This window comes from Cellulosimicrobium sp. JZ28 (assembly GCF_015327065.1).
Lineage (GTDB): Bacteria > Actinomycetota > Actinomycetes > Actinomycetales > Cellulomonadaceae > Cellulosimicrobium > Cellulosimicrobium funkei.
Window position 1 is genome coordinate 3065605 of record NZ_CP017660.1, and the last position, 25804, is coordinate 3091408.

Consider the following 25804-nt stretch of genomic DNA (forward strand, 5'->3'; position numbering starts at 1 on the left):
CACTGGACGTATGAGCACCACCCCCGAGGCACGCCTCGTCGTCGTCGACGACGAGCCGAACATCCGCGAGCTGCTGGCCACGTCCCTGCGCTTCGCCGGGTTCGAGGTGCACGCCGCCGCGGACGGGCAGAGCGCCCTGCGGCTCGTGCGCGACGTCGAGCCCGACCTCGTCGTGCTCGACGTGATGCTCCCCGACATGGACGGGTTCACCGTGACCCGCCGCCTGCGCGAGAAGGGCCAGCACACGCCCGTCGTCTTCCTCACCGCGAAGGACGACACACGCGACAAAGTCACCGGGCTCACCGTGGGCGGCGACGACTACGTGACGAAGCCCTTCAGCCTGGAGGAGGTCGTGGCGCGCATCCGGGCCGTGCTGCGCCGCACGCACGCCGAGCCGGTCGACGACGCGGTCCTGCGCTTCGCCGACCTCGAGATGGACGAGGACTCGCACGAGGTCCGCCGCGCCGGCGTCGACATCGACCTGTCCCCCACCGAGTTCAAGCTGCTGCGCTACCTCATGCTCAACGCGGGCCGCGTGCTGTCCAAGGCGCAGATCCTCGACCACGTGTGGCAGTACGACTGGGGCGGCGACGCGAACATCGTCGAGTCGTACATCTCCTACCTGCGCCGCAAGATCGACAACCTCACCGTGCCCGGCCCGGACGGCGAGCCCGTGACCCTCCCGCCGCTCATCCACACCAAACGCGGCGTCGGCTACCTGCTGCGCCAGCCGCCCGCGGCGTCATGACGGCCGGCCCCGACCGCACGGCGGCCGGGTCCCCGCCGGTCCCGCCCCCTCCCCCGCCCCCCGGGGCGGTCTCGCAGCCCGGCCGCGCTCCGTCGGGCGAGCGCGCGGGGTCCGCACCCGTCCCCGACGGCCCGACGGCGGAGCGCCCCTTCGGCCGGCCCGTCCCCACCGAGGGGTGGGGCTGGTTCGCGCGCGTGCCGCTGCGGGCGCGCCTCGTCGCGATCACCGTGCTCCTGCTCGCGGCCGGGCTCGGGCTCGCCTCGGTCGTGACGACGACCGTCGTGTCGAGCTACCTCGTCGAGCAGGTCGACCAGGACCTCCAGGGGTCGGCGACGACCGTCGCCCGGTCCTCCTTGCTCAGCAACCCGACCACCGCGAGCCAGATCCCGAGCGAGTACTTCGTCCTGCTCCGCGAGCTGTCCGGCAACGAGAGCGGCTACAGCTGGCGGGCCACGACGTCGCGGTACGGGGAGCCCGACATCCCCGCGCTGTCCGACCAGGAGATCGAGCGCCTCGCGGGAGAGCCCTTCACCGTGCGGTCCGTCGGGGGCTCCGACCCGGCGCAGTGGCGCGTGGTCGGGCGGTTCCTCTTCGTGGACGGCCAGCAGGCCGGGACCGTCTTCGTCGCCCTGCCCCTGACGGGCATCCACGAGACGGTCAAGGTGCTCGGTCGCGCGCTCGCGCTGTCCGCGCTCGGCATCGCGCTCGTCGGCGGCGCGGTCGCCTACCTCGCGGTCCATCGCGCGCTGCGCCCGCTGCGCGAGATCGAGGAGACCGCCGCCGACATCGCCGCGGGCGACCTGTCGCGTCGCGTGCGCCCCGCGCCGCCGACGACGGAGGTCGGCTCGCTCGCGGCGTCGCTCAACGCGATGCTCACCCAGATCGAGGAGGCGTTCGCCGTCCAGGAGGCGTCCGAGGAACGGATGCGGCGCTTCGTCTCGGACGCGAGCCACGAGCTGCGCACGCCGCTCGCGACGATCCGCGGCTACGGCGAGCTGTACCGGATGGGCGCGCTCGACACCCCGGACAAGGTCGACGACACGATGGGCCGCATCGAGGACTCGGCGACCCGCATGGGCACGCTCGTCAACGACCTGCTCGCCCTCGCGCGGCTCGACGAGGGCCGGCCGCTGCGCCACGAGCCGGTCGACCTCGTCTCCCTCGCGCGGGACTCCGCACAGGACCTGCACGCGCTCGACCCTGCGCGCGACGTGCGGGTCGTCGGGCTCGCGCCGGGCGCGGACGCTCCGGCGACGCTGCGCGTCGTGGGCGACGAGGACCGGCTGCGACAGGTGCTCGCCAACCTCGTCGGGAACGTCGCGCGCCACACGCCGTCGGGCACGCCGGTGGAGATCGCGCTCGGCGCGGCGCTCGCGCCCCGGTCCGACGACGCGCCGTCGGGCGACGGCGCGGGCGGGAGCGGCGCCCCGGCCGGCGACGCCGCGCGCGACGTCGCGGTGCTCGAGGTCCGCGACCACGGCCCGGGCGTCCCGACGACGCAACGGGGCCGCCTGTTCGAGCGGTTCTACCGGGCGGACACGTCGCGCAACCGCTCGTCCGGCGGGTCCGGGCTCGGTCTGGCGATCGTCGCCGCGATCGTCGGGGCGCACCGCGGCCGCGTGTCGGTCCGTGAGACGCCGGGCGGCGGGCTCACCGTCCGCGTGGACCTCCCCCTCGGCTCCTGACGGCCTGCACCCCACCCGACCTGCGGGTTCGCGGGCGACCGTCCGCGACGTCGCGCGGGAGCCCGTCGGGGCGTCCCGACGCGCGGCCGACTGGGGCTACGATGGCGGGTCGTCCCGCGAGACCTAGGCTGAAGACGAGGCCGCGCGGCGACGCGGGGGCCTCCGCGCCGGGCAGCACGCCCGGCGACGACGACCTCCGTCCTGCTCGTCTCCGTCGAAGAAGGCTGAAGTTCATGGGCGTCAACAGCGCCGACGCACCACAGTGGTTCCTCTCCTCGTTCGTCCGCAGCGCCCGGGGCGCCGGGGCGACCGCCCCGGACGACGAGATCCGCGCCGTCGGGCAGGGGCTGCTCGACCGCTGGGACCAGCCGGGACGCCACTTCCACAACCTGCGCCACCTGGCCGACGTCCTGGGCCGGGTCGACGAGCTCTCGCAGGAGACGCACGACCCCGATCTCGTCCGGCTCGCGGCCTGGTACCACGGCGCCATCTTCGACGCGAAGGGCCGCGCGACCTACGCCAACAAGGGCGGCGAGGACGAGACCGCGAGCGCCGCGCTCGCCGTCGCCGAGCTCACGCGGCTCGGCGTCCCCGAGCCCGCGGTGCGGCGCGTCGCGCACCTCGTCAACGCGCTCGTCCGCCACGCCCCGGACGCCTCCGACTTCGACTGCGCGGTCCTGTGCGACGCCGACCTCGCGATGCTCGCGGCCGAGCCGCAGCGCTACAAGGAGTACCTCAAGGACGTGCGCGACGAGTACGCGCACATCCCCAAGCCCGACTACGTGCGCGCCCGCATCGCGATCCTCACGAAGCTGCTCGACCGGCGCACGCTCTTCTCGAGCCCGCTCGGCGCGGCCTGGGAGGAGGCCGCGCGGCAGAACCTCGACGCGGAGCTCCAGCGCCTGCGCAAGGAGCAGGCCAAGCTCGCGGAAGCGTCGACGGCGTCCCCAGCCTCCGGCGCCTGAACCGCCGTCCACAGGCCTGACCTCCGCCCCTCAGGACCCGGGGAGGTCCGCCTACCGTCGTCGCCACGCCCCGGGCCCACCGGGGCGAGGGACGGCCCCCGGGCCGAGGGACGACGGAGGTTCGGATGAGCCGGTACGAGGTGGACAGCGCGCGCGTCGCGCAGGCGAGCGCCGCGGTGCACGGGTCGGTCACGGCGATCCGTGCGGAGGTCGGCGCCATGATGCGGCACCTCACGGACCTGCAGGCGTCGTGGCGCGGCGGGGCGGCGTCGTCGTTCACGGGCGTCATGGCGCAGTGGCAGACGACGCAGACCCAGGTCGAGGTCGCGCTCGACGACATCACGGCCGCGCTCGGCGCCGCCGCGCAGACCTACGCCGACGCCGAGTCGCAGGCCGCGCGCCTGTTCACGGCGCGGTAGACCCCGCCCGGCCGGGACCTCGCAGCGGGCACGACGGGCACGACGACGGCCGCCGGCCGGGCGAACCCGGCCGACGGCCGTCGGTGTCCTACGACTCCCCGTGAGGGGAGGCGGGTCGGCTCAGAAGTCCATGCCGCCCATGCCACCGGTCGGGTCGCCCGCGGGGGCGGCCTTCTCCGGCTTGTCGGCCACGACGGCCTCGGTCGTGAGGAACAGCGCCGCGATGGAGGCGGCGTTCTGCAGCGCGGAGCGCGTGACCTTGACCGGGTCGTTCACGCCGGCGGCGAGGAGGTCCTCGTACACACCGGTCGCGGCGTTGAGGCCCTGGCCCGACGGGAGGTTGCGCACCTTCTCCGCCACGACGCCACCCTCGAGGCCCGCGTTGACCGCGATCTGCTTGAGCGGGGCGTCGATCGCGGCGCGCACGATCTGCGCACCGGTCGCCTCGTCGCCCTCGAGCTCGAGCTTCTCGAACGCCACGGCACCGGCCTGGATGAGCGCGACGCCACCACCGGCGACGATGCCCTCCTCGACGGCAGCCTTCGCGTTGCGGACGGCGTCCTCGATGCGGTGCTTGCGCTCCTTGAGCTCGACCTCCGTCGCGGCACCCGCCTTGATGACGGCCACGCCGCCGGCGAGCTTCGCGAGGCGCTCCTGGAGCTTCTCGCGGTCGTAGTCGGAGTCCGACTTCTCGATCTCGCCACGGATCTGGTTGACGCGACCCTGGATCAGGTCGGCGTCGCCCGCGCCCTCGACGATCGTGGTCTCGTCCTTCGTGACGACGACCTTGCGCGCCTGACCGAGCAGGTCCAGCGTCGCGTTCTCGAGCTTGAGGCCCACCGTCTCGGTGATGACCTGGCCGCCGGTGAGGATCGCGATGTCCTGGAGCATGGCCTTGCGGCGGTCGCCGAAGCCCGGGGCCTTGACGGCGACGGACTTGAACGTGCCACGGATCTTGTTGAGCACCAGGGTCGCGAGCGCCTCGCCCTCGACGTCCTCGGCGATGATGAGGAGCGAGCGGCCGGCCTTCATGACCTGGTCGAGGACCGGGAGCAGGTCCTTCACGTTCGAGATCTTGGACTCGACGATGAGGACGTACGGGTCCTCGAGCACGGCCTCCTGGCGCTCGGGGTCCGTCTCGAAGTAGCGCGCGAGGAAGCCCTTGTCGAAGCGCATGCCCTCGGTGAGCTCGAGCTCGAGGCCGAACGTGTTCGACTCCTCGACCGTGATGACGCCCTCCTTGCCCACCTTGTCGAGGGCCTCGGCGATGAGCTCGCCGATCGCGGGGTCGCCGGCGGAGATGGCGGCCGTGGCGGCGATCTCCTCCTTGGTCTCGATGTCCTTCGCGGCGTTGAGCAGCTGCTCCGTCACCGCGTCGACGGCCTTCTCGATGCCGCGCTTGACGGCGATCGGGTTGGCGCCGGCCGCGACGACGCGCAGGCCCTCGCGCACGAGCGCCTGGGCGAGCACGGTCGCGGTGGTCGTGCCGTCACCCGCGACGTCGTCGGTCTTCTTGGCGACCTCCTTGACGAGCTCCGCACCGATCTTCTCGTACGGGTCCTCGAGCTCGATCTCCTTGGCGATGGAGACGCCGTCGTTCGTGATGGTCGGCGCGCCCCACTTCTTGTCGAGCACGACGTTGCGGCCCTTGGGGCCGAGGGTGACCTTGACGGTGTCGGCGAGCGTGTTGAGCCCGCGCTCCATGCTCCGACGAGCCTCCTCGTCGAAGGCGATGATCTTGGCCATGGGGAATGATCCTCCGCTGGTGGCGTATGGCGGTCGGCCGGCGCCCGCGACGGACGGCCCACGACGGCGGCGTTCATGTCACGCCGCCAGGGCGGGCCTCACCTGTCGACCTGGTGGGTTGCGCCGCAGCCGCCTGAGCGGCTGCCTGCGCTGGTCACTTCTGTCACTCTCGTGACGAGAGTGCTAACGCCATTATTGGCACTCGCACGGTGCGAGTGCAAGACAGCGGTGCGCCACGCCGCCGCGTATCGCGAGGGGCGAAACCGCGCACCGCGCGGCTCGCTCTAGGATGCGCGGTGTGATCCGCGCAACACCGTCGTGGCGCCCCCTCGCAGCCCTGGCTGGCTTCGTGCTGGTCCCTGCCCTCGGCCTGACCGCCGCGACCGCGGTCGCGGCGCCCTCGGGCGAGCACATCGACCTCTACCAGGACGGCGTCGCGGTGACGACCGGGCCCGACGGCGGCCCCGCGGTGCTGCGCCTCGCGCCCGGCGTCGGCGCGACGTACCTCGAGGGCAGCCGCGTGCTCGACCCGGCGGCGCTCGACCCCGGCGCGCTCGCCGCGGGCGTCGACCCCGCGGACGGCGAGGCGGACCGGCTCGCGCAGGTCGCCGGGGCGCGCCTCGACGCGACGGCGCTCCTCGACCCCGGTCTCGCCCACCAGACCGCCACCGCGTCGCGGGCCTGGCTCGCGTCCGGCGTCGTACCGGGTGCGGGCGGGCCGTTCGCCGCGCTCGGCGAGGCGGCCCTGCTCGACCTGCGCGCGCTCACGCTCGACGACGGCGCCGCCCTCGCCGCGCCGTCGCCCAAGTGGCGCTACGTGTGGCCGCGCGACGCGTCGTTCACCGCGGCGGCGTTCGCACGCACCGGTCACGTCGACGACGCGCGCGCCGTCCTCGGCTTCCTCGGCCGGGTCCAGAGGACGACGGCTCGTTCCACGCGCGCTACCTCCCCGACGGGTCGGGCGTCCCCGACGACCGGGGCATCCAGTCCGACGGCGTCGGCTGGGTCCTGTGGGCCGCGGACGTCGTGCTGGAGGAGACGCCCGCCGCGGACCGCGCCGAGGTGGCCGCCGAGCTGCGCCCGCTGGTCGACGCCGCGACGGACCACGCGCTCGAGCTCGTCGACGGCGAGGACCCGCTGCCGCCGCCGTCGAGCGACTACTGGGAGGTCGAGCCCACGTCTCTCACGCTCGGGACCGCCGGTCCCCTGCTCGCGGGCCTGGAGGCCGCGGCGGACGTGTACGCGGCCGCGGGCGAGGCGCCGCGCGCGCACGAGGCGACCCTCGCTGCCGCCCGCCTGCGCATGGCGGTCGAGCGCTCGTTCGGGTCCCAGGGCTACCCGCGCCACGTCACCGGCGGCGCGCGCGACGCCTCGACGGCGTTCGTGCTGCCGCCCTTCCAGCCGGAGCCCCTCGCCGGCGCGGACGAGGCCTGGCGCACGTCCGTGCGCGAGATGCTGCGCCCGGCCGGCGGGCTCGCGCCGGGCGCGGGCTGGCGGGCCGACGGCATCTCGTGGACACCCCAGACCACGCTGTACGCGCTGGCGGCGGCGTCGTCGTCCGACCCCGAGGACCGCGCCGACGCCGAGGAGTGGCTCCGCTGGGTCGACGACCACCGCACCGCGTCCGGGGCCATCCCGGAGAAGGTCCTCGCCGACGGCTCGCCCGCCGCCGTCGCGCCGCTGTCGTGGAGCTCCGCGCTCGTCGTGCTCGCGCTCGTGGAGCTCGGCGCCCAGGGCACGCCGGGCGGCGCGGGCTGACGCTCCTCCTGGGCTCTCCCGGTCCGCTGCGGCCGGCGCGCCGGGGCTACCGGGTGGTCGCGCCGCTCGTCGCGACGGGCCCCAGGTCGGGCGCGTCCCGCACGTCGAACTCGCGCCGCAGCACCCGTTGCGCGGCGTACCAGCCCCCGAGGCCGTGCACGCCCGGCCCGGGCGGCGTCGACGCCGAGCACAGGTAGACGCCCTCCAGCCCGACGGCGTAGGGGTCGAACCGGGGCGTGGGCCGCGCGACCATCTGCCACATGCTCACGGCGCCGCCCGCGATGTCGCCGCCCACGTAGCTCTCGTCGTGCGCCGCCATCTCCGCCGCGGGCACGCAGCGCGACGCCACGACGACGTCCCGGAAGCCCGGCGCGAACCGCTCGACCTGCGCGACGACGTCCTCCGTCACGTCGCGCGTCGACCCCGCGGGCACGTGCGCGTAGGTCCACAGCGGGCGCAGCCCGCCCGACCCGCGCCCGGGGTCGACGACGGTCGGGTCGCTCACGAGCACCACGGGCCGGGCGGCGTGGCGACCGGCCGCGACGTCGGCCTCGCTGCGCGCCATCTCGGCGCGCGTCCCGCCGAGGTGCACGGTCCCCGCGCGCCCCACCTCCGGGTCGGCCCAGGGCACGGGCCCGGAGAGCACGAGGTCGACCTTCGCGGCGGCGTCGCCGTGCCGGAACCGGCGCAGCGCGTCCTCCGCGCGCGGCGGGAGCCGGTCTGCGAACACGTCGGCGACGACACGCGGCGTCGTGTCGAACACGTAGGCGCGGGCCCGCGGGAGGTCGGCGCGCGAGCCGACCCGATGGCCCGTGACGACGTCGCCCCCGTGGGCGCGCAGGTCGTCCTCGAGCGCGGCGACGATCGCGCCGGAGCCGCCGCGGGGCAGCGGCCAGCCGCCCGGCGCGTGCCCGAGCGAGGCCAGCAGCACCGCCGTCCCGGCCGCGGCGAGCGACGGGAGGCGGGAGATGGCGTGCGCCGCGACGCCCGTGAGGAGCGCGCCGGCCTCGTCGGTGCGGAACCGTCGCGTCCACGCGGGGCTCCCCTGCTCGAGCACCGCCGCGCCGAACCGGGCCGTCACACCGGCGCCGCTCGGCGTGAGCACACGCCCCGGCACCGAGCGCTTGTCCCCGAGGGCGACCGCGACGACGTCGCGCCACCCCTCGGCGAGCGGGCCGAGCAGGGCGCGCCAGGCGGCGCCGTCGACCCCGAGCCGCTCGACCGTGCGCTCGAGGTCGTGATAGGCCACGCCCGCGCGACCCCCGTCGAGGGGGTGGGCGTACGAGACCTCCGGCGCGAGCAGCTCCACGCCGCGCGCGCCGAGGTCGAACGCCTCGAAGAACGGCGAGGCCCACGCCATCGGGTGCACCGCCGAGCACACGTCGTGCACGACGCCGTCGGCCAGGCCGAGGTCGAGCGTGCGGGCCCCGCCGCCCGACGTCGGCTGCGCCTCCAGCACGCGCACGGAGAGACCGGCGCGTGCGAGGGTCACGGCGGCGGCCAGGCCGTTGGGGCCCGAACCGACGACGACGGCGTCGAGATCCTCCGTCACGCGACCCTCGGAGCCGGGCTCAGAGCGGCCGCACCTGCTCGGCCTGCGGGCCCTTGCTGCCCTGGCCGAGCTCGAACTCGACCTCCTGGCCCTCGTCGAGCGTGCGGTAGCCGTCCGTCTGGATCGCGCTGAAGTGCACGAAGAGGTCCTGCCCACCCGCTGCGGGCGTGATGAACCCGTAGCCCTTCTCGGCGTTGAACCACTTCACGGTCCCCTGAGCCATGTACGTCTCCTCGTGCATCGTCGCCCGCGAGGCGACCGCCGCCCCGTGGTAGCCCGAGCCTAGCCCGCAGGCGGCGTGCACGGAAGGTCGAACGGCAGGTCGCGATTCTCGGGCTCCGGGCCGAACGAGCAGGTCACGCGGGTGCAGCGTCAGGTCGTGGCGCCACGGCCGGGGCGGCCCGGGAGTCCGGGTCAGCCGACCGGCGCCAGCTCGGACTTGATGATCACCGCGACGTCGCCCTCGCGCAGGCTGTCGACCTGGACGACGTTCTCCGCGGGGATGCCCAGCGTCGCGGCGACGGCGGCGGCGGTGTCGCTCCGCTCGGGCACGTACCAGACCGTGGTGACGTCGACCGGCGCCGGCCCGTTCGTGTAGTCCGTGGCGACGGTGTTGCTGAAGCCCTGCGCGTCGAGGGCATCCTTGCCCTTGGCCGCCTCGCCGCCGATGCCGCTGTCGTTCAGCACGCGGACGTAGGCGCTCGGGTCGGCCGCCGCCATGAGCGTCGCGAGGTCCGGAGTCTCGGGCGTCTCCTCGGTCGCGGGCGGCTCCTCCGTGGCCGGGGGCTCCTCGGTCGCGGGCGGCTCCTCCGCCGCGGGCGGCTCCTCGGTCTCCGCGGGCGGCGGCTCCGTGGACTGCGCCTGCGGCGGGTCCTCCGTGGCCCCGTTGTCGGACAGCAGCGCGACGCCCCCGTACGCGAGGCCGGCGAAGACGACGGCGACCAGCAGGAACGGCCACGTCTTGCTCCACCCGCTGCGCGGCGTGCGGTGCACCCCCACGGGCGCACCCTGCGGCGCGGGCGCGTCGAACTCGTCGGGCGCGTAGGGGTAGCGGCTCTTCGTCACGGCGACAGGGTAGCCCGGTCGGGGCTCTCGGCTAAACGCCCTGTTCGCCCGGACTTCACGCGCACCCGGTCGTCCCGGGTCAGAGGCCCTCGAGCCGACGCGCCGTGCGCGCCCGCTGCCGGGTGGACCGCATCCGCCGCAGGCGCTTGACGAGCATGGGGTCGTGCGCGAGCGCGGCCGGGGAGTCGATGAGCGCGTTGAGCACCTGGTAGTAGCGCGTCGCGGACATGTCGAACAGCTCGCGCACCGCCTGCTCCTTGGCGCCCGAGTACTTCCACCACTGCCGCTCGAACGCCAGGATCTCCTGGTCCCGCTCGCTCAGGCCCGACGCCGGCGCCTCCGAGGTGGTCGGGTCGCCGACCGCGTCGGGTCCGTCGAGCACGTACGCCGCCTCGCTCATCGTTCCCTCCTGCACTCTCTCGTCACCGGACCTGCGCACTCCCGCGCGCGGCCGCCTCTCAGCCTACGCACGAACCACACCCGTGTCATTCGTCCTCGCCGCACGCTGCGGACGTGCCGAGGACGCCGGTTAGGCTCGGGGCCGTGGAGAGCGCACCCGCCCAGCCCGTCGCCGTCGACCCGGTCGCGACCGCCTCGACGGCCGACCCCCGTCCGGCCCTCGCGAGCATCATGGCGCCCGACTGGGCCGAGGCCCTCGCGCCCGTCGAGCCGCAGCTGCACGCGCTCGGCGACTTCCTGCGCGCCGAGGTGGCGGCCGGACGGGAGTACCTCCCCGCGCCGTCGGCCATCCTCAACGCGTTCTCGCGCCCCCTGGCCGAGGTGCGGGTGCTCGTCGTCGGGCAGGACCCGTACCCCACGCCCGGGCACCCGATGGGGCTGTCGTTCTCCGTGCAGCCGCACGTGCGCCCCGTGCCCCGCTCGCTCCAGAACATCTTCGCCGAGCTCGCGGACGACGTCGGCGCCCCGACCCCCGCGAACGGCGACCTGTCCGCGTGGAGCGACCAGGGCGTCATGCTCCTCAACAGGGTGCTCACGGTCCGGCCGGGCGAGCCCGGGTCGCACCGCGGCCAGGGCTGGGAGGCCGTCACCGAGGCGGCGATCCGCGCGCTCGTCGCGCGCGACGCCCCGCTCGTCGCGATCCTCTGGGGTCGCGACGCCGCGACCCTGCGCCCGATGCTCGGCGACACCCCCGTCGTCGCGAGCGCCCACCCGAGCCCGCTCTCCGCGCGCCGCGGGTTCTTCGGGTCGCGCCCGTTCTCGCGCGTCAACGAGCTCCTCGTCGCCCAGGGCGCCGCCCCCGTCGACTGGACCCTCCCCACCACCTGATCTCCGCCCGCCCCGGCCCCCGGCCCGCGGCCGAGCAGGTGGTCCTGGCTCGTCCGCGCCGCGTGACGCGCCAGGACCACCTGCTCGACCCGCCAGGATCGCCGGGTCGACGGCACGCCGCCCCGCAGGAGCAGAATGGGGCGGGTGACGACGCAGAACCCGACGACCACTCCCCTGGCCGGTGACACCGCCGACGCACGCCGACCCGACGACCCCGCTCCGCGCTGGACGAGCTACGTCGCGATCGGCGACTCGTTCACCGAGGGGCTGTGGGACCCGTACCCCGGCGAGGAGGACCACCAGCGAGGATGGGCCGACCTCCTCGCCCAGCACCTCGCGGCCCGGCGCGTCGCCGCCGGCGAGGACCCGCTGCGGTACGCGAACCTCGCCATCCGCGGGCGCAAGCTGCGCTCGATCCTCACGGAGCAGGTGCCGGCGGCGCTCGAGCTCCGGCCGGACCTCGTGAGCGTCATCGGTGGCGGCAACGACATCCTGCGGCCGAACGCCGACGTCGACCGCCTCGCGCGCAACCTCGAGCACGCTGTCTCGCGCCTGCGCGGCGCGGGGATCGACGTGCTCATGGCGACCGGCTTCGACGCCTCGCAGTCGCCGCTCGTCGGCCTCACGCGCCCGCGCGTCGGCGTGTACAACGCCCACATCTGGTCGATCGCGCGCCGACAGGGCGCGTACGTGCTGGACCTGTGGGGCATGCGCGCGCTCCAGGACTGGCGCGTGTGGTCGGAGGACCGCATCCACCTGACGCCCGCGGGGCACGCGCGGGTCGCCCAGGCGGCGCTCGTCGCGCTCGGCCAGGCGCCCGACGACGCCGCGTGGGACGACCCGCTGGCTCCCCTCCCGCCCGCGCCGGCTCTCGACCGCGCGCGGCAGAACGCGCAGTGGGTGCGCACGCACGTCGTGCCGTGGGCGCAGCGGCGGCTGCGCGGGACGTCGTCGGGCGACGGGCGGCTCCCCAAGGCGCCCGAGCTCCTGCCCGTCCCGCTCGCCGACCGCTGAGCGCGGGCGACCTCGGCAGCACCTGCCGAGGTCGGCTCGCGCGACCACCGATCCGGGCAGCGGCTGCCGACCGACTGCTGACCCCGCGGTGCGCACCGGCACGACGACGCCCCCGGCTCCGTGGAGCCGGGGGCGTCGTGGTGGAGCCGCCTGTCGGATTCGAACCGACGACCGTTCGCTTACAAGGCGAGTGCTCTACCGGCTGAGCTAAGGCGGCGTTCCCGGGGCTGCCGGGCGAGCGAACAGACTACCTGCTCGCCCGGCGCGCCCCGGCCGGCGGCCCGTGCCGGTCGGGGGCGCGGGCCTGGCCGATCGGGTACCGGTGCGGTGCCGGTCAGCCCTGGGCGGCGGTGACGGCCTGCGGGAGCGCGTTCGGGTCGCTCCAGTTGCCGTCCCACCGCTCGCCGTTGATCGTGATCGTCGGCGTGCCGAACCCGCGCTCGCCGTGCAGCGACGTGTCCTGGTTCACCAGGCTCGACGCCGTCGCGACCCAGTCGCCGAACGTCTCGACGGCCGTCCCGTCCTCGATGCCGGCGGCGACGTCGGCGGGCACGCCCGCCTGCTCCGCGATGTCGGCGATCTGGGCGTCGGTCAGGGTCCCGCTGCCCTCCTGGGGCTGGTTCTGGAACATCGCGGTGTTGAAGTCGTTCATCGACTCGGGCGCGCGGTCGGCGACCCAGGCCGCCGCGGCGGCAGAACGCGTCGAGAACTGCTGCGACTGCGCGACGCGGTCGAGGATCGAGATCGGGTGCAGCACGACGGTCACGTCACCGGACTCGCGGAGCTGGTCGAGCGTCGCGCCGTTCGTCTCCTCGAACTGGCCGCAGATGGGGCACATGTAGTCGAGGTAGACCCCGACCTCGACGGCACCCTCGTTCTGCGTCCCGGCGGCGCCGTCCGCACCGATCGGGATGCCGCCGTCCTCGGCGTCGCTCGTGGCGGGGCTCGTGACGTCGGCGAGGTTGCCCGCCGCGACGGCGTCGATCGTCTTGTTCCGGTCGTTCATGGCCGGGATCCACACGGCGAGGAACACGCCGACGAGGACGAGGACGCCCGCGACGAGCGCTCCGATCGTGATGAGGCGGTTGCGCTTGTCGCGCTTGGCCTGCGCCTCACGCAGCGCGAGCGCCTCCGCGCGCGCGGCCTCGCGGCGCTGGGCCTTGGTCTGGGTTTCGTTGCTGGGCATGGTCGTCCTCCGAGGGAGTGGCCGAGAGCTGGGGATGTGTCAGGGTGCGCGCCGACGGGGTCGCGCGGGCGGTGCGTCCGACGGCGTCGTCAGACGAACGCGACCTGCGGCGGCCCGCGCCGGGTGCGCACCACCGCGTCGGCGAGGTGGTGCAGCGCGGTGGGGACGGCGTCGGGCACCGGGCGCACGACGCGGCGCGCGGCCCCGGCGCGCGACCCCGCGGGGCGCAGCGCCCCCGGAGCACGGCGCGCAGCGCACGCCCGGCCCCGGTCACGACGGCGCGGGAGCGCTCGTGCGCGCGCCGCGCCCACGCCGAGAGCCCCCACGCGACGGCGGCGGCCGCCGCGTGGGCCACGACGACGGGCAGCGCGAGCGCGCCCACGACGGTGACCATGGCGGCCGGGTCGCCCCCGAGCGCGGTGCCCGACGGGCAGTCCGGCACCTCGTGGACGAGCGCGAGGTGCATCCCGGCGGCTCCCCACATCCCCGGCACCGTCACGCACTGGTGCACGACGGCGTACCCGCGGTCGGCGAGGTGCGTCACCACGGCGGCGAGGAGGGTGAGCAGCAGGAGCGCGGGGCCGAGCAGACGGCCGGCTGCGGGCACGACGGACGTGCGCGTCACGCCGCGCGACAGGGCGCGCGGCACCGTCGTCCGGAGCACGGCGCCCATCCTACGCGCGCGGCCTGGCAGCGGGCTGGGAAGGGCCGGTGCCGGCTCAGCGCAGCGACGGCGGGCCGGGGAACGGCCACCACGTGACGCCCGGGTCGCCCGCGAGGAGCACGAGGGTCACGACGGTGAGCACGAGTCCCAGGCCGGCGAGGACGAGCCTCCCCGTGCGTCCGGGGGCGAGCCGCGCCAGCGCGGTCCGCGTCCCGTACCGCGTGAGGTGGGTCAGGGGCCCGACCCAGGCCAGGGTCACCGCCGCGACCGCCGCGAGGCACAGCAGCACGGTCGTCACGACGGGCGCGTTGCCGCCGTCGGGCCCCTCGACGACGACCCAGCGGTCGGACTCGAGGAGCCACCACCCGGCCACGACCACGAGCACCGCGGCGCACGCCGCGACCAGGAGGGACGGGAGCGCGCCGACGAGCGCGCGCACGACGTACCAGGGCGACGCCGCGACCGCGCGCACCGTGTCCCGGGACGAGACGCCGCGCCGCTCGCGCCGCGTGTGCAGCGACTCGGTCGTCACGCCGACGACGCGCGCGAGCACGACCAGCACCGACAGCACGACGAACGCCACGCCGGGGTACGTCGCGCCGAGCAGCACGAGCGGCACGGCGAGCAGGAGCAGCGCGGTGCGCCGCGCGGCGGGCACGGGGCGCACGTAGAGCGGTTCGCCGTCCTCGCCGAGGGGCGGGGCGCCGAGGTCGTCCATGAGGTCGTGCCCGACGGGGACGGCCATCGTGCGGCCGTCGTTGACCTGCGCCTGCGACGTGGGCAGGGGCGGCGGCACGACCTGGGCCTGGCCGGTCCACGCGGACGCGCCGGTCCACGCCTGGGCCCCCGTGCCGCCGGGCACGACGGCGACGGGCGGCACCACCTGGGTCGGTCCGGTGGGCGGCGCGACCACCTGGGTCGCGGGCGCGGCGTCGCCGGTGTCGGCTGCGTGCCGCAGGGCGGCCACGACCTCGGTCGGCCCGAGGCGCTGCGCCGGGTCGGCGTGCAGCGCACGACCGATCGCGTGGGCCGTGACGGGCCCCAGGCCCGCGAGGTCGGGGCGTCCGCTGCGCGCGCGGGCGAGCACGACGTCCGTCGGGCGCACGCCGAACGGCGCCCGACCGGTCGCCGCGTAGGCGAGCAAGGCAGCCCACCCCCACCAGTCGGTGTCCACGCTGGGGGCCGCGCCCTCGAGCAGCTCGGGCGCCAGGTACCCCGGGGTGCCCATGACGAGGCCCGTGGACGTGACGCGCGCGTCCTCGAGCCCCTGGGCGATGCCGAAGTCGATGAGCACCGGGCCTCGGGAGGACACCATGACGTTGCTCGGCTTGAGGTCGCGGTGCACGACGCCGGCCGCGTGCACGGCCTCGAGCGCGGCGGCGAGCTGGTCGGCGAGCTCGTAGAGGTCCCAGGCGTCGAGCGGCCCGCCCTCGGCGATCTCGTCCTCGAGCGTGGGCCCGTCGACGAGCTCGGTGACGATGAACGCGTCCGGGCCGTCGAGCTCGACGTCGAGGATCTGCGCGACGGCGGGGTGCCGCAGGCGCTGGAGGGCGCGGGCCTCGCGACGCAGCCGTTCGCGGCCCTGCGCGGCGGCGTCGAGGTCGACGTGCGCGTGCAGGAGCTTGATCGCGACGAGGTTGCCGCCGCCGTCGTGCGCGCTGTGGACGGTGCCCATGGCGCCGGACCCGAGCCGCGCGCCGATGTGGTAGCCCCCGACCTCGCTGCCGGGGGCGGGTCCGCGCGACGGCCCCCCGGCGACGTTCCGCGCCTCGACGCGCTGCGTGGGCTCCTCCATGGTGACAAGGTAGCGGCAGTGGACGGGCCGGCGCTGGAGGGTGCGGCCCCGACGGGCCCGGTGGGCGACCCGGCCCGGGGCGGCGTCCGGCACGCGACCGGCACCGGACGACCCGTTCACGCGCCCGACGAGCGGACTACCCTGGGCCGCCCAGGCGCGATTCATCGAAGCTCAAGGAGAGGTCCATTGACAGGCAAAGAGGGATTCGATCTCGTCGTGGTGGCCAACCGGCTGCCCGTGGACTTCACGGTCGGCCCCGGCGGTGAGATCGAGTGGAAGCGGTCGCCCGGAGGCCTGGTCACGGCGCTCGAGCCCGTCATGCAGGCGTCCGACGGCGCCTGGGTCGGCTGGTCCGGCGCGCCCGACCTGGCGAGCGAGCCGTTCGACGCCGACGAGATGCGCCTCGTGCCCGTGACGCTCTCGGCCGACGAGATCGAGCGGTACTACGAGGGCTTCTCGAACGACACGCTCTGGCCGCTCTACCACGACGTCATCTCGCCGCCCACGTACCACCGCACGTGGTGGGACGCGTACCGCCGCGTCAACCAGCGCTTCGCCGACGCCGCCGTCGCGCAGGCGGCACCGGGCGCCGTCGTCTGGGTGCACGACTACCAGCTCCAGCTCGTGCCGCAGATGATCCGCGCCCAGCGCCCGGACGTGCGGATCGGGTTCTTCAACCACATCCCGTTCCCCCCGCTCGAGCTGTTCCAGCAGCTGCCGTGGCGCCGCCAGGTGATCGACGGCCTGCTGGGCGCGGACCTCGTGGGCTTCCAGCGCGCGGGCGACGCCGCGAACTTCATCCGCGCGGTGCGGCGGCTGCGCGCCCACACGACGCGCGGGCCGATCATCACGGTCCCGGGCGAGGACGGGCGCGACCGCCACGTCCGCGCCGCCGCGTTCCCCATCTCGATCGACTCGCGCCGGTTCGACGAGCTCGCCCGCACGCCCGAGGTCCAGCAGCGCTCGCGCGAGATCCGCGCGGACCTCGGCGACCCGGACATCATGATGCTCGGCGTCGACCGCCTGGACTACACCAAGGGCATCCGGCACCGCATCAAGGCGTACGGCGAGCTGCTGCAGGACGGCCGCCTCGACGTCGAGCACGCCACGCTCGTCCAGGTCGCGAGCCCGAGCCGCGAGAACGTCGACGCCTACCAGGAGCTGCGCGAGCACGTCGAGGGTGCGGTCGGGCGGATCAACGGCGAGTACGCGGAGATCGGGCACGCCGCCATCCACTACCTGCACCACTCCTACCCGCCCGAGGAGATGGCCGCGCTGTACCTCGCGGCCGACGTCATGCTCGTCACGGCGCTGCGCGACGGCATGAACCTCGTCGCGAAGGAGTACGTCGCGGCCCGCTCGGACGACCGCGGGGTGCTCGTGCTCTCCGAGTTCACCGGCGCCGCCGACGAGCTCTCGTCCGGCGCGCTCCTCGTCAACCCGCACGACATCGACGGGATGAAGGACATCATCGTCGCGGCCGCGCACATGGACCACCGCGAGCAGCGCAAGCGCATGCGCCGGCTGCGTCGCAAGGTCCTCACCGACGACGTCGCACGGTGGTCGGAGTCGTTCCTCGGCGTCCTCACCGCGATGCCGTCCCGCGTGCCGCGCCGCCGCCCGGAGGACGACGAGCCGGGTGCGCCGCAGGACGCCCGCCAGGCCGCCGACGAGCCCGCGGAGCAGGGCGCGTGACCGCGACGCACCACCCCGCGCCCGTGCCCGGGCCGGTCGCCGACGCCGTGCGCGCCTTCGCGGCGGACGCGGACGGCGCACCCGCCGCGCGGCTCGTCGCGCTCGACTTCGACGGCACGCTCTCGCCGCTCGTCGACGACCCGCTCGCCGCGCGCATGGCGCCGTCCGCCCGGGCCGCCGTCGACCGGCTGGCCGCCGCGCTCGTCGGCACGACGACGCGCCTCGCCCTCGTCTCGGGCCGCAACCTCGCGGACCTCGCCGAGCGCAGCGAGCCGCCCGTCGGCACGTACCTCGTGGGCAGCCACGGCGCCGAGACCGGGCACGTGACCGAGGACGGGCTCGACGCCGTCCCGCTCGACCTCACGCCGGAGCAGGCCGACCACCTCGCCGCCCTGCGCGCGGGCATGGCCGACGCCGTCGCGGGGCGGGAGGGCGCGTGGGTGCAGGAGAAGCCGAGCGCCGCCGTCCTGCACACGCGGCTCGCCTCGGCGGCGGACACGCAGGCCGCCGAGGACCTGGCCGACGCGGTGGCCGAGCGGCTCGGGCTGCACGCGATGCACGGGAAGGACGTCGTCGAGGTCGCGGTCGTCGAGACGTCCAAGGGCGAGGCGGTGGACCGGCTGCGGGACGTCGTCGGGCAGGACGCCGGGTGCCCCGACGCGCGCACGCGCGTGCTCTACGCGGGCGACGACACGACCGACGAGACGGCGTTCGCCGTGCTCGGCCCGGGCGACCTGGGCGTCAAGGTGGGCGACGGCGACACGCTCGCCGAGCAGCGCGTGCCCGACGCCGACGGGCTCGCCGCGGTGCTCGACCTCCTCGCGGACCTCCTGGAGCGCCGGGAGGCCTGACCCCCGGGGGGTCCGCCGGGCGCTCGCCCGGCGGACCCTGCCGCCCGCACCGAACCGCTACCGGATCGTGACCGACGCTGTGACGAAGCACTCAGGACCGGGAGTAGGATCGGGTCACGATGACGTCGGGTCCCCTGCCCGTTCCGGAGGGGGTCCGACTTCTTCTGTGTCGTCGAAGACACGCTCGTCCGCCATCGCGAACAGCTACGTCGACGTGGCACGTCACTGCACAACGGATCGTCCGGCACGTACCTGCCGGTGGAGGGATGTACCAGTCATGGCTACGGTCACCTACGACCACGCAACCCGCGTCTACCCCGGGACCGAGCGTCCTGCCGTGGACCAGCTCAACCTGCACATCGAGGACGGCGAGTTCCTCGTCCTCGTCGGCCCCTCGGGCTGCGGCAAGTCGACCTCGCTCCGCATGCTCGCGGGCCTCGAGGACGTCAACGGCGGACACATCTACATCGGCGACCGCGACGTCACGGACGTCCAGCCGAAGGACCGCGACATCGCGATGGTGTTCCAGAACTACGCGCTGTACCCGCACATGTCCGTCGCGGACAACATGGGCTTCGCGCTGAAGATCGCCGGCACGCCGAAGGCGGAGATCCGCCAGCGCGTCGAGGAGGCCGCGAAGATCCTCGACCTCACCGAGTACCTCGACCGCAAGCCGAAGGCGCTCTCCGGCGGTCAGCGCCAGCGTGTCGCGATGGGCCGTGCGATCGTCCGCCAGCCGCAGGTGTTCCTCATGGACGAGCCGCTGTCGAACCTCGACGCCAAGCTCCGCGTCCAGACGCGCACCCAGATCGCGTCGCTCCAGCGCCGCCTCGGCGTCACGACGGTCTACGTCACGCACGACCAGACCGAGGCCCTCACCATGGGCGACCGCATCGCGGTCCTCAAGGACGGTCTGCTCCAGCAGGTCGGCACGCCGCGCGAGATGTACGACACGCCGGCCAACGTCTTCGTCGCGGGCTTCATCGGCTCGCCGGCGATGAACATCGGCACGTTCGCGGTCAACAACGGCGTCGCCGAGGTCGGCCCCGCGCGCATCGCGCTCGAGCGCGAGACGGCCGCGAAGATCACCGAGGCCGACAACGGCAAGGTGACGATCGGCTTCCGTCCCGAGGCCCTCGACGTCGTGTCGCAGGCCAACGAGGCCGCGTTCCCGGTCGAGGTCAACATCGTCGAGGAGCTCGGCTCCGACGCGTTCGTCTACGGCACGCTCAAGGGCGACCTGGCCTCGCAGGCCGACGTCCACTCGGGCGCCGGCGACAACCAGGTCATCGTCCGCGTCGACCCGCGCAACGTCCCGGCCAAGGGCGAGCGCATCTACGTGACGATCCGCCCGGGTCAGTCGCACGTCTTCGGTGCCGCCTCGGGCCAGCGCATCAGCTGACACCCCGCACCACCGCCGCAGGGCGGGTCCTCCCGGTCGGGAGGGCCCGCCCTGCGGCGTTCCCGGGCTCGCGACAGCGTGGCACGCCGTCCCGCCGACCCGCCGGGTCCGTGCCCTTGACAGGGTCATGGGGGACCTCAAGACTGCTTTTGCACACACGACGCCAAAAGTCGTCTGTTCGTCACCCAAATCGACAACGCTGTCAATTGGAGCCTCATGCAGATCCCGTCCCTCTCCCCGCGCGCCCGGCGCGTCGGCGCGGCGCTGGCCACCGGCGCGCTCGTCGCGACCGCGCTCGCCGCCGCGCCGGCCGTCGCCGCCCCTGTCGTGACCACACCGCCCGCCGGCCCGTCGACCGGCGCCGCCGCCGTCACGTGCGACGCGGACGACGGCCTCCCCGACGCCAAGATCTCGATCCAGCTCTACACGCACGTGGGCGAGCTCGGCGGCTCGGGGACGCCGTCACCGGAGACCCTCGACCGCGTGCTCGGCGAGGTGGCCGCGGCCGGGTTCACGAACGTCGAGACGTACAACCAGCCCTACGCGATGCCCGTCGACGACTACCGGGCGATCCTCGACCGGCACGGCCTCCAGGTGTCGTCGAGCCACGGCAGCACGGACCGGGCCACGTGGCCCGAGACGGTCGCGTACGCCGTCGCGCTGGGCCAGGACTACATCGGGACCGGCGGTATGGCGGGCGGCTACGGCACCTACGACGAGGCGGTCGCCACCGCGGCGTACGTGAACGAGCTCGGGAAGTACGCGCACGAGAACGGCGCGAACAAGATCGTGCTGCACAACCACCAGAGCGAGTTCACCACGCGGTACACCCACCCGGAGACGGGCGAGACGGTCAGCGCCTGGGAGGTCATCGAGGAGAACACCGACCCGCGCTACGTCACGTTCGAGCTCGACGTCGGCTGGGCCGCCGACGCCGGCCTCGACGTCCCGGCGTGGATCGAGGAGCACGGGGACCGCATCGAGCTGCTCCACATCAAGGACGCCGTGAACGTCGACGCGCCGGGCGACATGCGGCAGGTCGCGCTCGGCCGCGGCGAGCTCGACCTCCCGGCGATCATCGCCGCGGCCGAGCCCTACGTCGAGTACTTCACCTACGAGTGGGACTGGGCGCCGTCGTTCGAGACCTCCGTGGAGTCCTACCGGTACCTGCGCTGCTTCCGGTCCGACGACGGGGGCGGGGAGGAGGACGAGGACTCGCTCGCCCTGGGCCGCCCGGTGACGGCCTCCAGCGTCGACGAGGCCGGCCACGAGCCCGAGAAGGCGGTCGACGGCAACGCCGGGACCCGCTGGAGCAGCGCGTGGAGCGAGCCCGAGTGGATCGCGGTCGACCTCGGCGCGAGCTACGACCTGAACCGCGTCGTCGTCGACTGGGAGACGGCGTACGGGTCGGGCTACGAGGTCCAGACGTCGCCCGACGGCGAGTCCTGGACCACGGTCCGCACCGTCACGGACGGCGACGGCGGGTTCGACGACCTGGACATCACCGGGACCGGGCAGCACGTGCGGCTCTACCTCACCGAGCGCGCGACGCAGTGGGGCTTCTCCCTCTACGAGCTCGAGGTCTACGGCGCACCGGCCGGGCAGCTCGACCTCGACGTCGAGGTGCAGGCGCGCTGCCTCGCCGGCCAGGCGTACGTCGCCGTGCGCGCCGCGAACGGCGAGGACCAGCCGGTCGACGTGACGCTCGCGACGCCGTACGGCACCCGCGAGGTGGCCGACGTCGCCCCGGGCGCGAACGCGTACCAGTCGTTCCCGGTGCGCTCCGCCTCCGTCGAGAGCGGGTCGGTGACCGTCACGGGCACCGCGACGGTCGACGGCGAGGACGTCACCTCGACGGTCGAGGTCGACCACGACGCGGTCGCCTGCGCCTGACGGCTCCCCGCCTTCTCGCGGGCGGGTCCGACCTCACGGGTCGGGCCCGCCCCGCCCGGGCCCCACGACCATGGACAATGGACCCGTGACGGTGCACAACCTGCAGATCACCGCGTCGGCCCCCGACCCGGCGCTCCTCGACCTGCCCTGGGACGTCCCGCTCGAGGAGTGGCCGGCCGAGACGCTCGCCGCCCTCCCCCGCGGCATCTCGCGGCACATCGTGCGGTTCGTCCGCCTCTCCGGGCGGGTGATCGCGATCAAGGAGATCGGCGAGACGGTCGCGTACCGCGAGTACGAGCTGCTGCGGCAGCTCCGCCGGCTCGAGGTGCCGAGCGTCGTCCCGGTGGGCGTCATCACCGGGCGCCAGGACGCGCACGGCGAGCGGCTCGAGGCCGTGCTCATCACCGAGCACCTCCAGTTCTCGCTCCCCTACCGCGCGCTGTTCAGCCAGTCGCTGCGGCCGGACACGGCCACGCGCCTCATCGACGCGCTCGCCGTCCTCCTCGTGCGCCTGCACCTCGTGGGCTTCTACTGGGGCGACGTGTCGCTGTCGAACACGCTGTTCCGGCGCGACGCGGAGACGTTCGCCGCCTTCCTCGTGGACGCCGAGACGGGCGACCTGCACCGCGAGCTCTCCCCCGGCCAGCGCTCCTACGACGTCGACCTAGCGCGCACGAACATCATCGGCGAGCTCATGGACCTCGCCGCCGGCGAGCTGCTCGACGAGGACGTCGACGAGGTCGCGATCGGCGACGCGCTCGTCGCGCGCTACGAGGAGCTGTGGGAGGCGCTGACGACGTCGGAGTCGTTCGACGCGAACGAGCGGTGGCGCGTCGCGGCCCGCATCGAGCACCTCAACAACCTCGGGTTCGACGTCGACGAGCTCGCGATCACGACCGACATCGACGGCACGACCGTGCAGATCCAGCCGAAGGTCGTGGACGCGGGGCACCACTCGCGACGCCTGCTGCGCCTCACCGGCCTCGACGTGCAGGAGAACCAGGCCCGCCGTCTGCTCAACGACCTGGACTCGTTCCGCGCGGCGGCCGAGCGGCAGAACGACGACGAGGAGTTCGTCGCGCACGACTGGCTGAGCGGCGTGTTCGAGCCCACGATCCAGGCCGTGCCGCGGAACCTGCGCCGCAAGCTCGAGCCGGCGCAGCTGTTCCACGAGATCCTCGACCACCGCTGGTTCATCTCGGAGCGCGCCGGACGCGACGTGCCGATGGCGGAGGCGACGCAGTCGTACGTGGAGAACGTCCTGCGCCACCGCCCGGACGAGAAGGCGATCCTCGGCCTCGCGCCGGGCGAGAAGGACCCCGAGTACTACGGCTGACGGACGCGCGTCGCCCCGCCGTCCGAGGACCGGCGGGGCGACGCGGGCACCGCGTGCGATGAGTGCTGCCGGGCGCGCCGGCGTCAGGCCTCGCGCCGCAGGCGCGCGACCTCGTAGAGCGAGATGCCCGTCGCGACGGCGGCGTTGAGCGACTCCGTGTCCGACCCGATGGGGATGGACGCGACGACGTCGCACGCCTCGCGCACGAGGCGGGACAGGCCCTTGCCCTCCGACCCCGCGACGACGACGAGCGGCTCGGTCGCGAGCTCGAGGTCGCCGATCGCCGTGGTGCCGCCGGCGTCGAGCCCGACGACGAAGCACCCCGCCTTCTTCAGCTCACCGAGCGCGCGCACGAGGTTGGTCGCCCGCGCGACCGGGACGCGCGCGGCGGCGCCGGCCGAGACCTTCCACGCGGACGCGGTGACGCCGGCGGCGCGGCGCTCGGGCACGAGGACGCCGTGCGCGCCGAACGCGCCCGCGGAGCGGAGCACCGCGCCGAGGTTGCGCGGGTCCGTGACGCCGTCGAGCGCGACGACGAGCGGCGGCCGCCCCGACTCCTCGGCGGCGTCGAGCAGGTCGTCGACGTCCGCGTACTCGTACGGCGGGACCTTGATCGCGACGCCCTGGTGCACGGCCCCGTCGGTGAGACGGTCGAGCTCGGGCTTGCCCACCTCGAGGAGGTCGTAGCCGCGGCCCGCGACGATGTCGACGATCTCGCGCGTGCGGTCGTCGGCGTCGAGGCGCGACGCGAGGTAGACCACCTCGACGGGGATGCGCGCGCGCAGCGCCTCCAGGACGGAGTTGCGACCCGCGACGACCTCCTGGACCGACCCGCGCCCCTTGGGGCCGCCGCCGCGCGAGGCCCCGCCGCGCGACGTGCCGGCACGCTCGGTGCCGCGCGCCGGGCCCCCGCGTCCGGTCGGCACGCGCTTCTCGTCGGCCACCTTGCGCTTGTGCGCCGCGTGGTAGACGCGGTCCTCCGCCTTCGGGGTCGGCCCGCGGCCCTCGAGGCCCTTGCGCCGCTGCCCGCCCGAGCCGACGGTCGCGCCCTTCTTGCTTCCGGGCTTGCGGGTCGCGCCGCGTCGTTGTGAGTTGCCAGCCATGGTGTACCGATCGTGTCGTCGTTCAGGTCAGTTCAGGTCAGTCCACGTCGGGTTCGGCGCCCGGCGTGCGTGTCTCGCTCCTGGGTCCAGTGTCCCCCAGACACCTCGCCGAGGGGGAACCGTGGTCATCACCAGGGTTCTCCGCCGTGCTGCCGAAGCCCCACCGCGCGCGTCGGCGGTTCGCTCCCGACCGTCGTCCGGTGGGCGTCAGGCGAGGGTCCAGCGCGCGCCGTCGGCCGAGTCCTCGACCGCGACGCCCGCCGCGGCGAGCCGGTCGCGGATCGCGTCGGCCGTCGCGAAGTCCCGCGACGCGCGCGCCTCGGCCCGCGCCGCGAGCTCCGCGCCGACGACGGCGTCCAGCACCGCCGCGTAGCGCGAGTCGCCGCGGTCTGCCCACTGCGCGTCGCCCGGGTCGAGCCCGAGCACGTCGAGCATCGCGCGCACCGCCACGAGGTGGTGGCGCGCGACGGCGTCCGCGGCCGTCGTCCGGTCCGCGAGCGCCGCGTTGCCCGCGCGCAGGTGCTCGTGCACGACGGCGAGCGCCGCCGGCACGTTGAGGTCGTCGTCCATCGCCGCGGTGAAGGCGGTCGGGAGCTCGGCGTCGCGCACGTCGTCGACCTCGCCGACCCGCTCGGTCGCCCGCTCGACGAAGCCCGCCAGCCGCTCCCACGTCGCCTCGGCCTCGACGACCGTGGCGGGGGTCCACTCGAGCATCGAGCGGTACTGCACGGACGCGAGCGCGTAGCGCAGCACGGCGGGGCTCGTGGTCGCCAGGACCTCGCGCACGAGCAGCCCGTTGCCGAGCGACTTGCTCATCTTGGCGCCGCCCTGGGTGACCCACGCGCTGTGCAGCCAGTGCTGCGCGAACCCGTAGCCCGCGGCGCGCGACTGGGCCTGCTCGTTCTCGTGGTGGGGGAAGCGCAGGTCGAGGCCGCCCCCGTGGAGGTCGAACGTGTCGCCGAGGTAGCGGCGCGCCATCGCGGAGCACTCGAGGTGCCAGCCCGGACGGCCGCGCCCGAACGGCGTGTCCCACGACGCGGTCTCCGGCTCGCCCGGCTTGGGGGCCTTCCACAGCGCGAAGTCGCGCGGGTCGCGCTTGGCGGCGGCCTCCTCGGCGTCGGCGGGGACGTCGTCGGGCACGGGGTTGAGGTCCTCGAGGCGCTGGTTGGTGAGCGCGCCGTACTCGGGCCAGGACCGCACGTCGAACCACACGTCGCCGGGGCCCGTGGTGTAGGCGTGGCCGCGCTCGACGAGGCGCTGCATGAGCTCGACCATGTCCGGGACGTGGCCCGTCGCGCGCGGCTCGTACGTGGGGGGCAGCACGCCCAGGGCGTCGTACGCGGCGGTGAACGCGCGCTCGTACGTCGCGGCCCAGGCCCACCAGGGCTCGCCCGCGTCGGCAGACTTCGCGAGGATCTTGTCGTCGATGTCGGTGACGTTGCGGATGAGCGTCACCCGCGCGCCCCCGCGCCGGAGCCAGCGCACGAGCACGTCGAACGCGACGGCCGAGCGCATGTGCCCGATGTGGGGGGCGGCCTGGACGGTGGCGCCGCACAGGTAGATGCCGACCTCGCCCGGGGTCAGGGGGACGAAGTCGCGCACGTCCCGCGTGGCGGTGTCGAACAGGCGAAGGGTCACGC

Annotated in this window: 22 protein-coding genes and 1 tRNA gene; 12 read left to right on the top strand and 11 right to left on the bottom strand. The window is 74.7% G+C overall.

Annotation, left to right across the window (positions count from 1 at the left end):
* The first annotated feature begins 10 nt into the window (after positions 1–10).
* The 4 genes from BJP59_RS13685 (at position 11) to BJP59_RS13700 (ending at position 3817) form a co-directional block, all read left to right on the top strand.
* The gene (locus BJP59_RS13685) at positions 11–748 is read left to right on the top strand and encodes a response regulator transcription factor (protein WP_085387381.1); all 738 of its coding nucleotides are present in this window, start codon (positions 11–13) and stop codon (positions 746–748) included.
* Entirely contained in the window at positions 745–2433 is a 1689-nt protein-coding gene (locus BJP59_RS13690) for a sensor histidine kinase (RefSeq protein WP_194521189.1), read from the top strand. Before BJP59_RS13685 ends, BJP59_RS13690 begins: the two co-directional genes overlap by 4 nt.
* 233 nt (positions 2434–2666) lie before the next feature.
* Positions 2667–3398: an HD domain-containing protein gene (locus BJP59_RS13695; RefSeq protein ID WP_021479889.1), complete on the top strand. Its 732-nt coding sequence runs from the start codon at positions 2667–2669 to the stop codon at positions 3396–3398.
* Between the two features lie 125 nt (positions 3399–3523).
* Positions 3524–3817: a WXG100 family type VII secretion target gene (locus tag BJP59_RS13700; RefSeq protein ID WP_021479890.1), complete on the top strand. Its 294-nt coding sequence runs from the start codon at positions 3524–3526 to the stop codon at positions 3815–3817.
* A 120-nt stretch (positions 3818–3937) separates the two neighbouring features.
* Here BJP59_RS13700 and groL read toward each other — a convergent pair whose 3' ends face one another.
* Positions 3938–5563, bottom strand: a complete 1626-nt coding sequence (groL, locus tag BJP59_RS13705; protein ID WP_031315159.1) for a chaperonin GroEL — start codon at positions 5561–5563, stop codon at positions 3938–3940.
* An 819-nt stretch (positions 5564–6382) separates the two neighbouring features.
* On the opposite strand from groL, the gene BJP59_RS13710 reads away from it, so the two are divergent.
* Complete coding sequence (locus tag BJP59_RS13710) at positions 6383–7321, top strand: hypothetical protein (protein WP_194521190.1); 939 nt, start codon at positions 6383–6385, stop codon at positions 7319–7321.
* A 46-nt stretch (positions 7322–7367) separates the two neighbouring features.
* Here BJP59_RS13710 and BJP59_RS13715 read toward each other — a convergent pair whose 3' ends face one another.
* The 4 genes from BJP59_RS13715 to BJP59_RS13730 all read right to left on the bottom strand — a co-directional run bounded on the left by BJP59_RS13715 (position 7368) and on the right by BJP59_RS13730 (position 10338).
* A complete protein-coding gene (locus tag BJP59_RS13715) occupies positions 7368–8873 on the bottom strand; it encodes a phytoene desaturase family protein (protein WP_194521191.1) in 1506 nt (501 codons plus the stop codon).
* 19 nt (positions 8874–8892) lie between these two features.
* Positions 8893–9096, bottom strand: coding sequence for a cold-shock protein (locus BJP59_RS13720; RefSeq protein WP_021482750.1), 204 nt, complete (start codon positions 9094–9096; stop codon positions 8893–8895).
* A 191-nt stretch (positions 9097–9287) separates the two neighbouring features.
* On the bottom strand, positions 9288–9938 hold the full coding sequence (locus BJP59_RS13725; RefSeq protein ID WP_194521192.1) for a LytR C-terminal domain-containing protein: 651 nt from the start codon (positions 9936–9938) through the stop codon (positions 9288–9290).
* 79 nt (positions 9939–10017) lie between these two features.
* Positions 10018–10338, bottom strand: a complete 321-nt coding sequence (locus tag BJP59_RS13730) for a DUF3263 domain-containing protein (protein ID WP_021482752.1) — start codon at positions 10336–10338, stop codon at positions 10018–10020.
* A gap of 227 nt (positions 10339–10565) precedes the next feature.
* Here BJP59_RS13730 and BJP59_RS13735 point away from each other — a divergent pair, with 227 nt between their 5' ends.
* On the top strand, positions 10566–11225 hold the full coding sequence (locus BJP59_RS13735) for a uracil-DNA glycosylase (protein ID WP_263858646.1): 660 nt from the start codon (positions 10566–10568) through the stop codon (positions 11223–11225).
* 135 nt (positions 11226–11360) lie between these two features.
* Positions 11361–12239 (top strand): SGNH/GDSL hydrolase family protein, encoded by an 879-nt coding sequence (locus BJP59_RS13740; RefSeq protein WP_194521193.1) that lies wholly within the window; start codon positions 11361–11363, stop codon positions 12237–12239.
* Between the two features lie 141 nt (positions 12240–12380).
* Here BJP59_RS13740 and BJP59_RS13745 read toward each other — a convergent pair.
* The 4 genes from BJP59_RS13745 to BJP59_RS13760 all read right to left on the bottom strand — a co-directional run bounded on the left by BJP59_RS13745 (position 12381) and on the right by BJP59_RS13760 (position 15884).
* A tRNA-Thr gene (locus BJP59_RS13745) sits at positions 12381–12456 on the bottom strand.
* Between the two features lie 117 nt (positions 12457–12573).
* Positions 12574–13425: a DsbA family protein gene (locus BJP59_RS13750; protein WP_021483591.1), complete on the bottom strand. Its 852-nt coding sequence runs from the start codon at positions 13423–13425 to the stop codon at positions 12574–12576.
* On the bottom strand, positions 13352–14089 hold the full coding sequence (locus tag BJP59_RS13755) for a hypothetical protein (protein ID WP_194521194.1): 738 nt from the start codon (positions 14087–14089) through the stop codon (positions 13352–13354). The genes BJP59_RS13750 and BJP59_RS13755 overlap by 74 nt, the downstream gene beginning before the upstream one ends.
* Positions 14090–14144: 55 nt before the next feature.
* Complete coding sequence (locus BJP59_RS13760; protein WP_194521195.1) at positions 14145–15884, bottom strand: serine/threonine-protein kinase; 1740 nt, start codon at positions 15882–15884, stop codon at positions 14145–14147.
* Positions 15885–16100: 216 nt separating this feature from the next.
* On the opposite strand from BJP59_RS13760, the gene BJP59_RS13765 reads away from it, so the two are divergent.
* From BJP59_RS13765 to BJP59_RS13785, 5 genes are all read left to right on the top strand, one after another.
* Positions 16101–17579: an alpha,alpha-trehalose-phosphate synthase (UDP-forming) gene (locus tag BJP59_RS13765; RefSeq protein ID WP_319946782.1), complete on the top strand. Its 1479-nt coding sequence runs from the start codon at positions 16101–16103 to the stop codon at positions 17577–17579.
* Positions 17576–18430 (top strand): trehalose-phosphatase, encoded by an 855-nt coding sequence (otsB, locus tag BJP59_RS13770; RefSeq protein WP_194521196.1) that lies wholly within the window; start codon positions 17576–17578, stop codon positions 18428–18430. Before BJP59_RS13765 ends, otsB begins: the two co-directional genes overlap by 4 nt.
* Before the next feature lie 277 nt (positions 18431–18707).
* Positions 18708–19832 carry an ABC transporter ATP-binding protein gene (locus tag BJP59_RS13775; RefSeq protein WP_021483311.1) on the top strand — a complete coding sequence of 375 codons (1125 nt, stop codon included), beginning with the start codon at positions 18708–18710 and terminating at the stop codon, positions 19830–19832.
* A gap of 216 nt (positions 19833–20048) precedes the next feature.
* On the top strand, positions 20049–21725 hold the full coding sequence (locus BJP59_RS13780; protein ID WP_194521197.1) for a discoidin domain-containing protein: 1677 nt from the start codon (positions 20049–20051) through the stop codon (positions 21723–21725).
* Positions 21726–21795: 70 nt separating this feature from the next.
* On the top strand, positions 21796–23061 hold the full coding sequence (locus BJP59_RS13785; protein WP_044144390.1) for a DUF4032 domain-containing protein: 1266 nt from the start codon (positions 21796–21798) through the stop codon (positions 23059–23061).
* An 83-nt stretch (positions 23062–23144) separates the two neighbouring features.
* Here BJP59_RS13785 and rlmB read toward each other — a convergent pair whose 3' ends face one another.
* Together rlmB and cysS are read right to left on the bottom strand one after the other, a co-directional pair.
* Positions 23145–24164, bottom strand: a complete 1020-nt coding sequence (gene rlmB, locus BJP59_RS13790; protein WP_086150972.1) for a 23S rRNA (guanosine(2251)-2'-O)-methyltransferase RlmB — start codon at positions 24162–24164, stop codon at positions 23145–23147.
* 207 nt (positions 24165–24371) lie between these two features.
* Entirely contained in the window at positions 24372–25802 is a 1431-nt protein-coding gene (gene cysS, locus BJP59_RS13795) for a cysteine--tRNA ligase (RefSeq protein ID WP_061269066.1), read from the bottom strand.
* Positions 25803–25804: the final 2 nt, after the last annotated feature.

Excerpts from the sequence above, each read along its gene's own strand:
- BJP59_RS13775 (WP_021483311.1), top strand. The coding sequence starts at position 18,708 with ATGGCTACGGTCACCTACGACCACGCAACCCGCGTCTACCCCGGGACC.
- BJP59_RS13690 (WP_194521189.1), top strand. The coding sequence starts at position 745 with ATGACGGCCGGCCCCGACCGCACGGCGGCCGGGTCCCCGCCGGTCCCG.
- BJP59_RS13730 (WP_021482752.1), bottom strand. The coding sequence starts at position 10,338 with ATGAGCGAGGCGGCGTACGTGCTCGACGGACCCGACGCGGTCGGCGAC.
- BJP59_RS13695 (WP_021479889.1), top strand. The coding sequence starts at position 2,667 with ATGGGCGTCAACAGCGCCGACGCACCACAGTGGTTCCTCTCCTCGTTC.
- BJP59_RS13750 (WP_021483591.1), bottom strand. The coding sequence starts at position 13,425 with ATGCCCAGCAACGAAACCCAGACCAAGGCCCAGCGCCGCGAGGCCGCG.
- BJP59_RS13740 (WP_194521193.1), top strand. The coding sequence starts at position 11,361 with ATGGGGCGGGTGACGACGCAGAACCCGACGACCACTCCCCTGGCCGGT.
- BJP59_RS13760 (WP_194521195.1), bottom strand. The coding sequence starts at position 15,884 with ATGGAGGAGCCCACGCAGCGCGTCGAGGCGCGGAACGTCGCCGGGGGG.
- BJP59_RS13685 (WP_085387381.1), top strand. The coding sequence starts at position 11 with ATGAGCACCACCCCCGAGGCACGCCTCGTCGTCGTCGACGACGAGCCG.
- BJP59_RS13720 (WP_021482750.1), bottom strand. The coding sequence starts at position 9,096 with ATGGCTCAGGGGACCGTGAAGTGGTTCAACGCCGAGAAGGGCTACGGG.
- groL (WP_031315159.1), bottom strand. The coding sequence starts at position 5,563 with ATGGCCAAGATCATCGCCTTCGACGAGGAGGCTCGTCGGAGCATGGAG.
- rlmB (WP_086150972.1), bottom strand. The coding sequence starts at position 24,164 with ATGGCTGGCAACTCACAACGACGCGGCGCGACCCGCAAGCCCGGAAGC.
- BJP59_RS13700 (WP_021479890.1), top strand. The coding sequence starts at position 3,524 with ATGAGCCGGTACGAGGTGGACAGCGCGCGCGTCGCGCAGGCGAGCGCC.
- BJP59_RS13785 (WP_044144390.1), top strand. The coding sequence starts at position 21,796 with ATGGACAATGGACCCGTGACGGTGCACAACCTGCAGATCACCGCGTCG.
- BJP59_RS13780 (WP_194521197.1), top strand. The coding sequence starts at position 20,049 with ATGCAGATCCCGTCCCTCTCCCCGCGCGCCCGGCGCGTCGGCGCGGCG.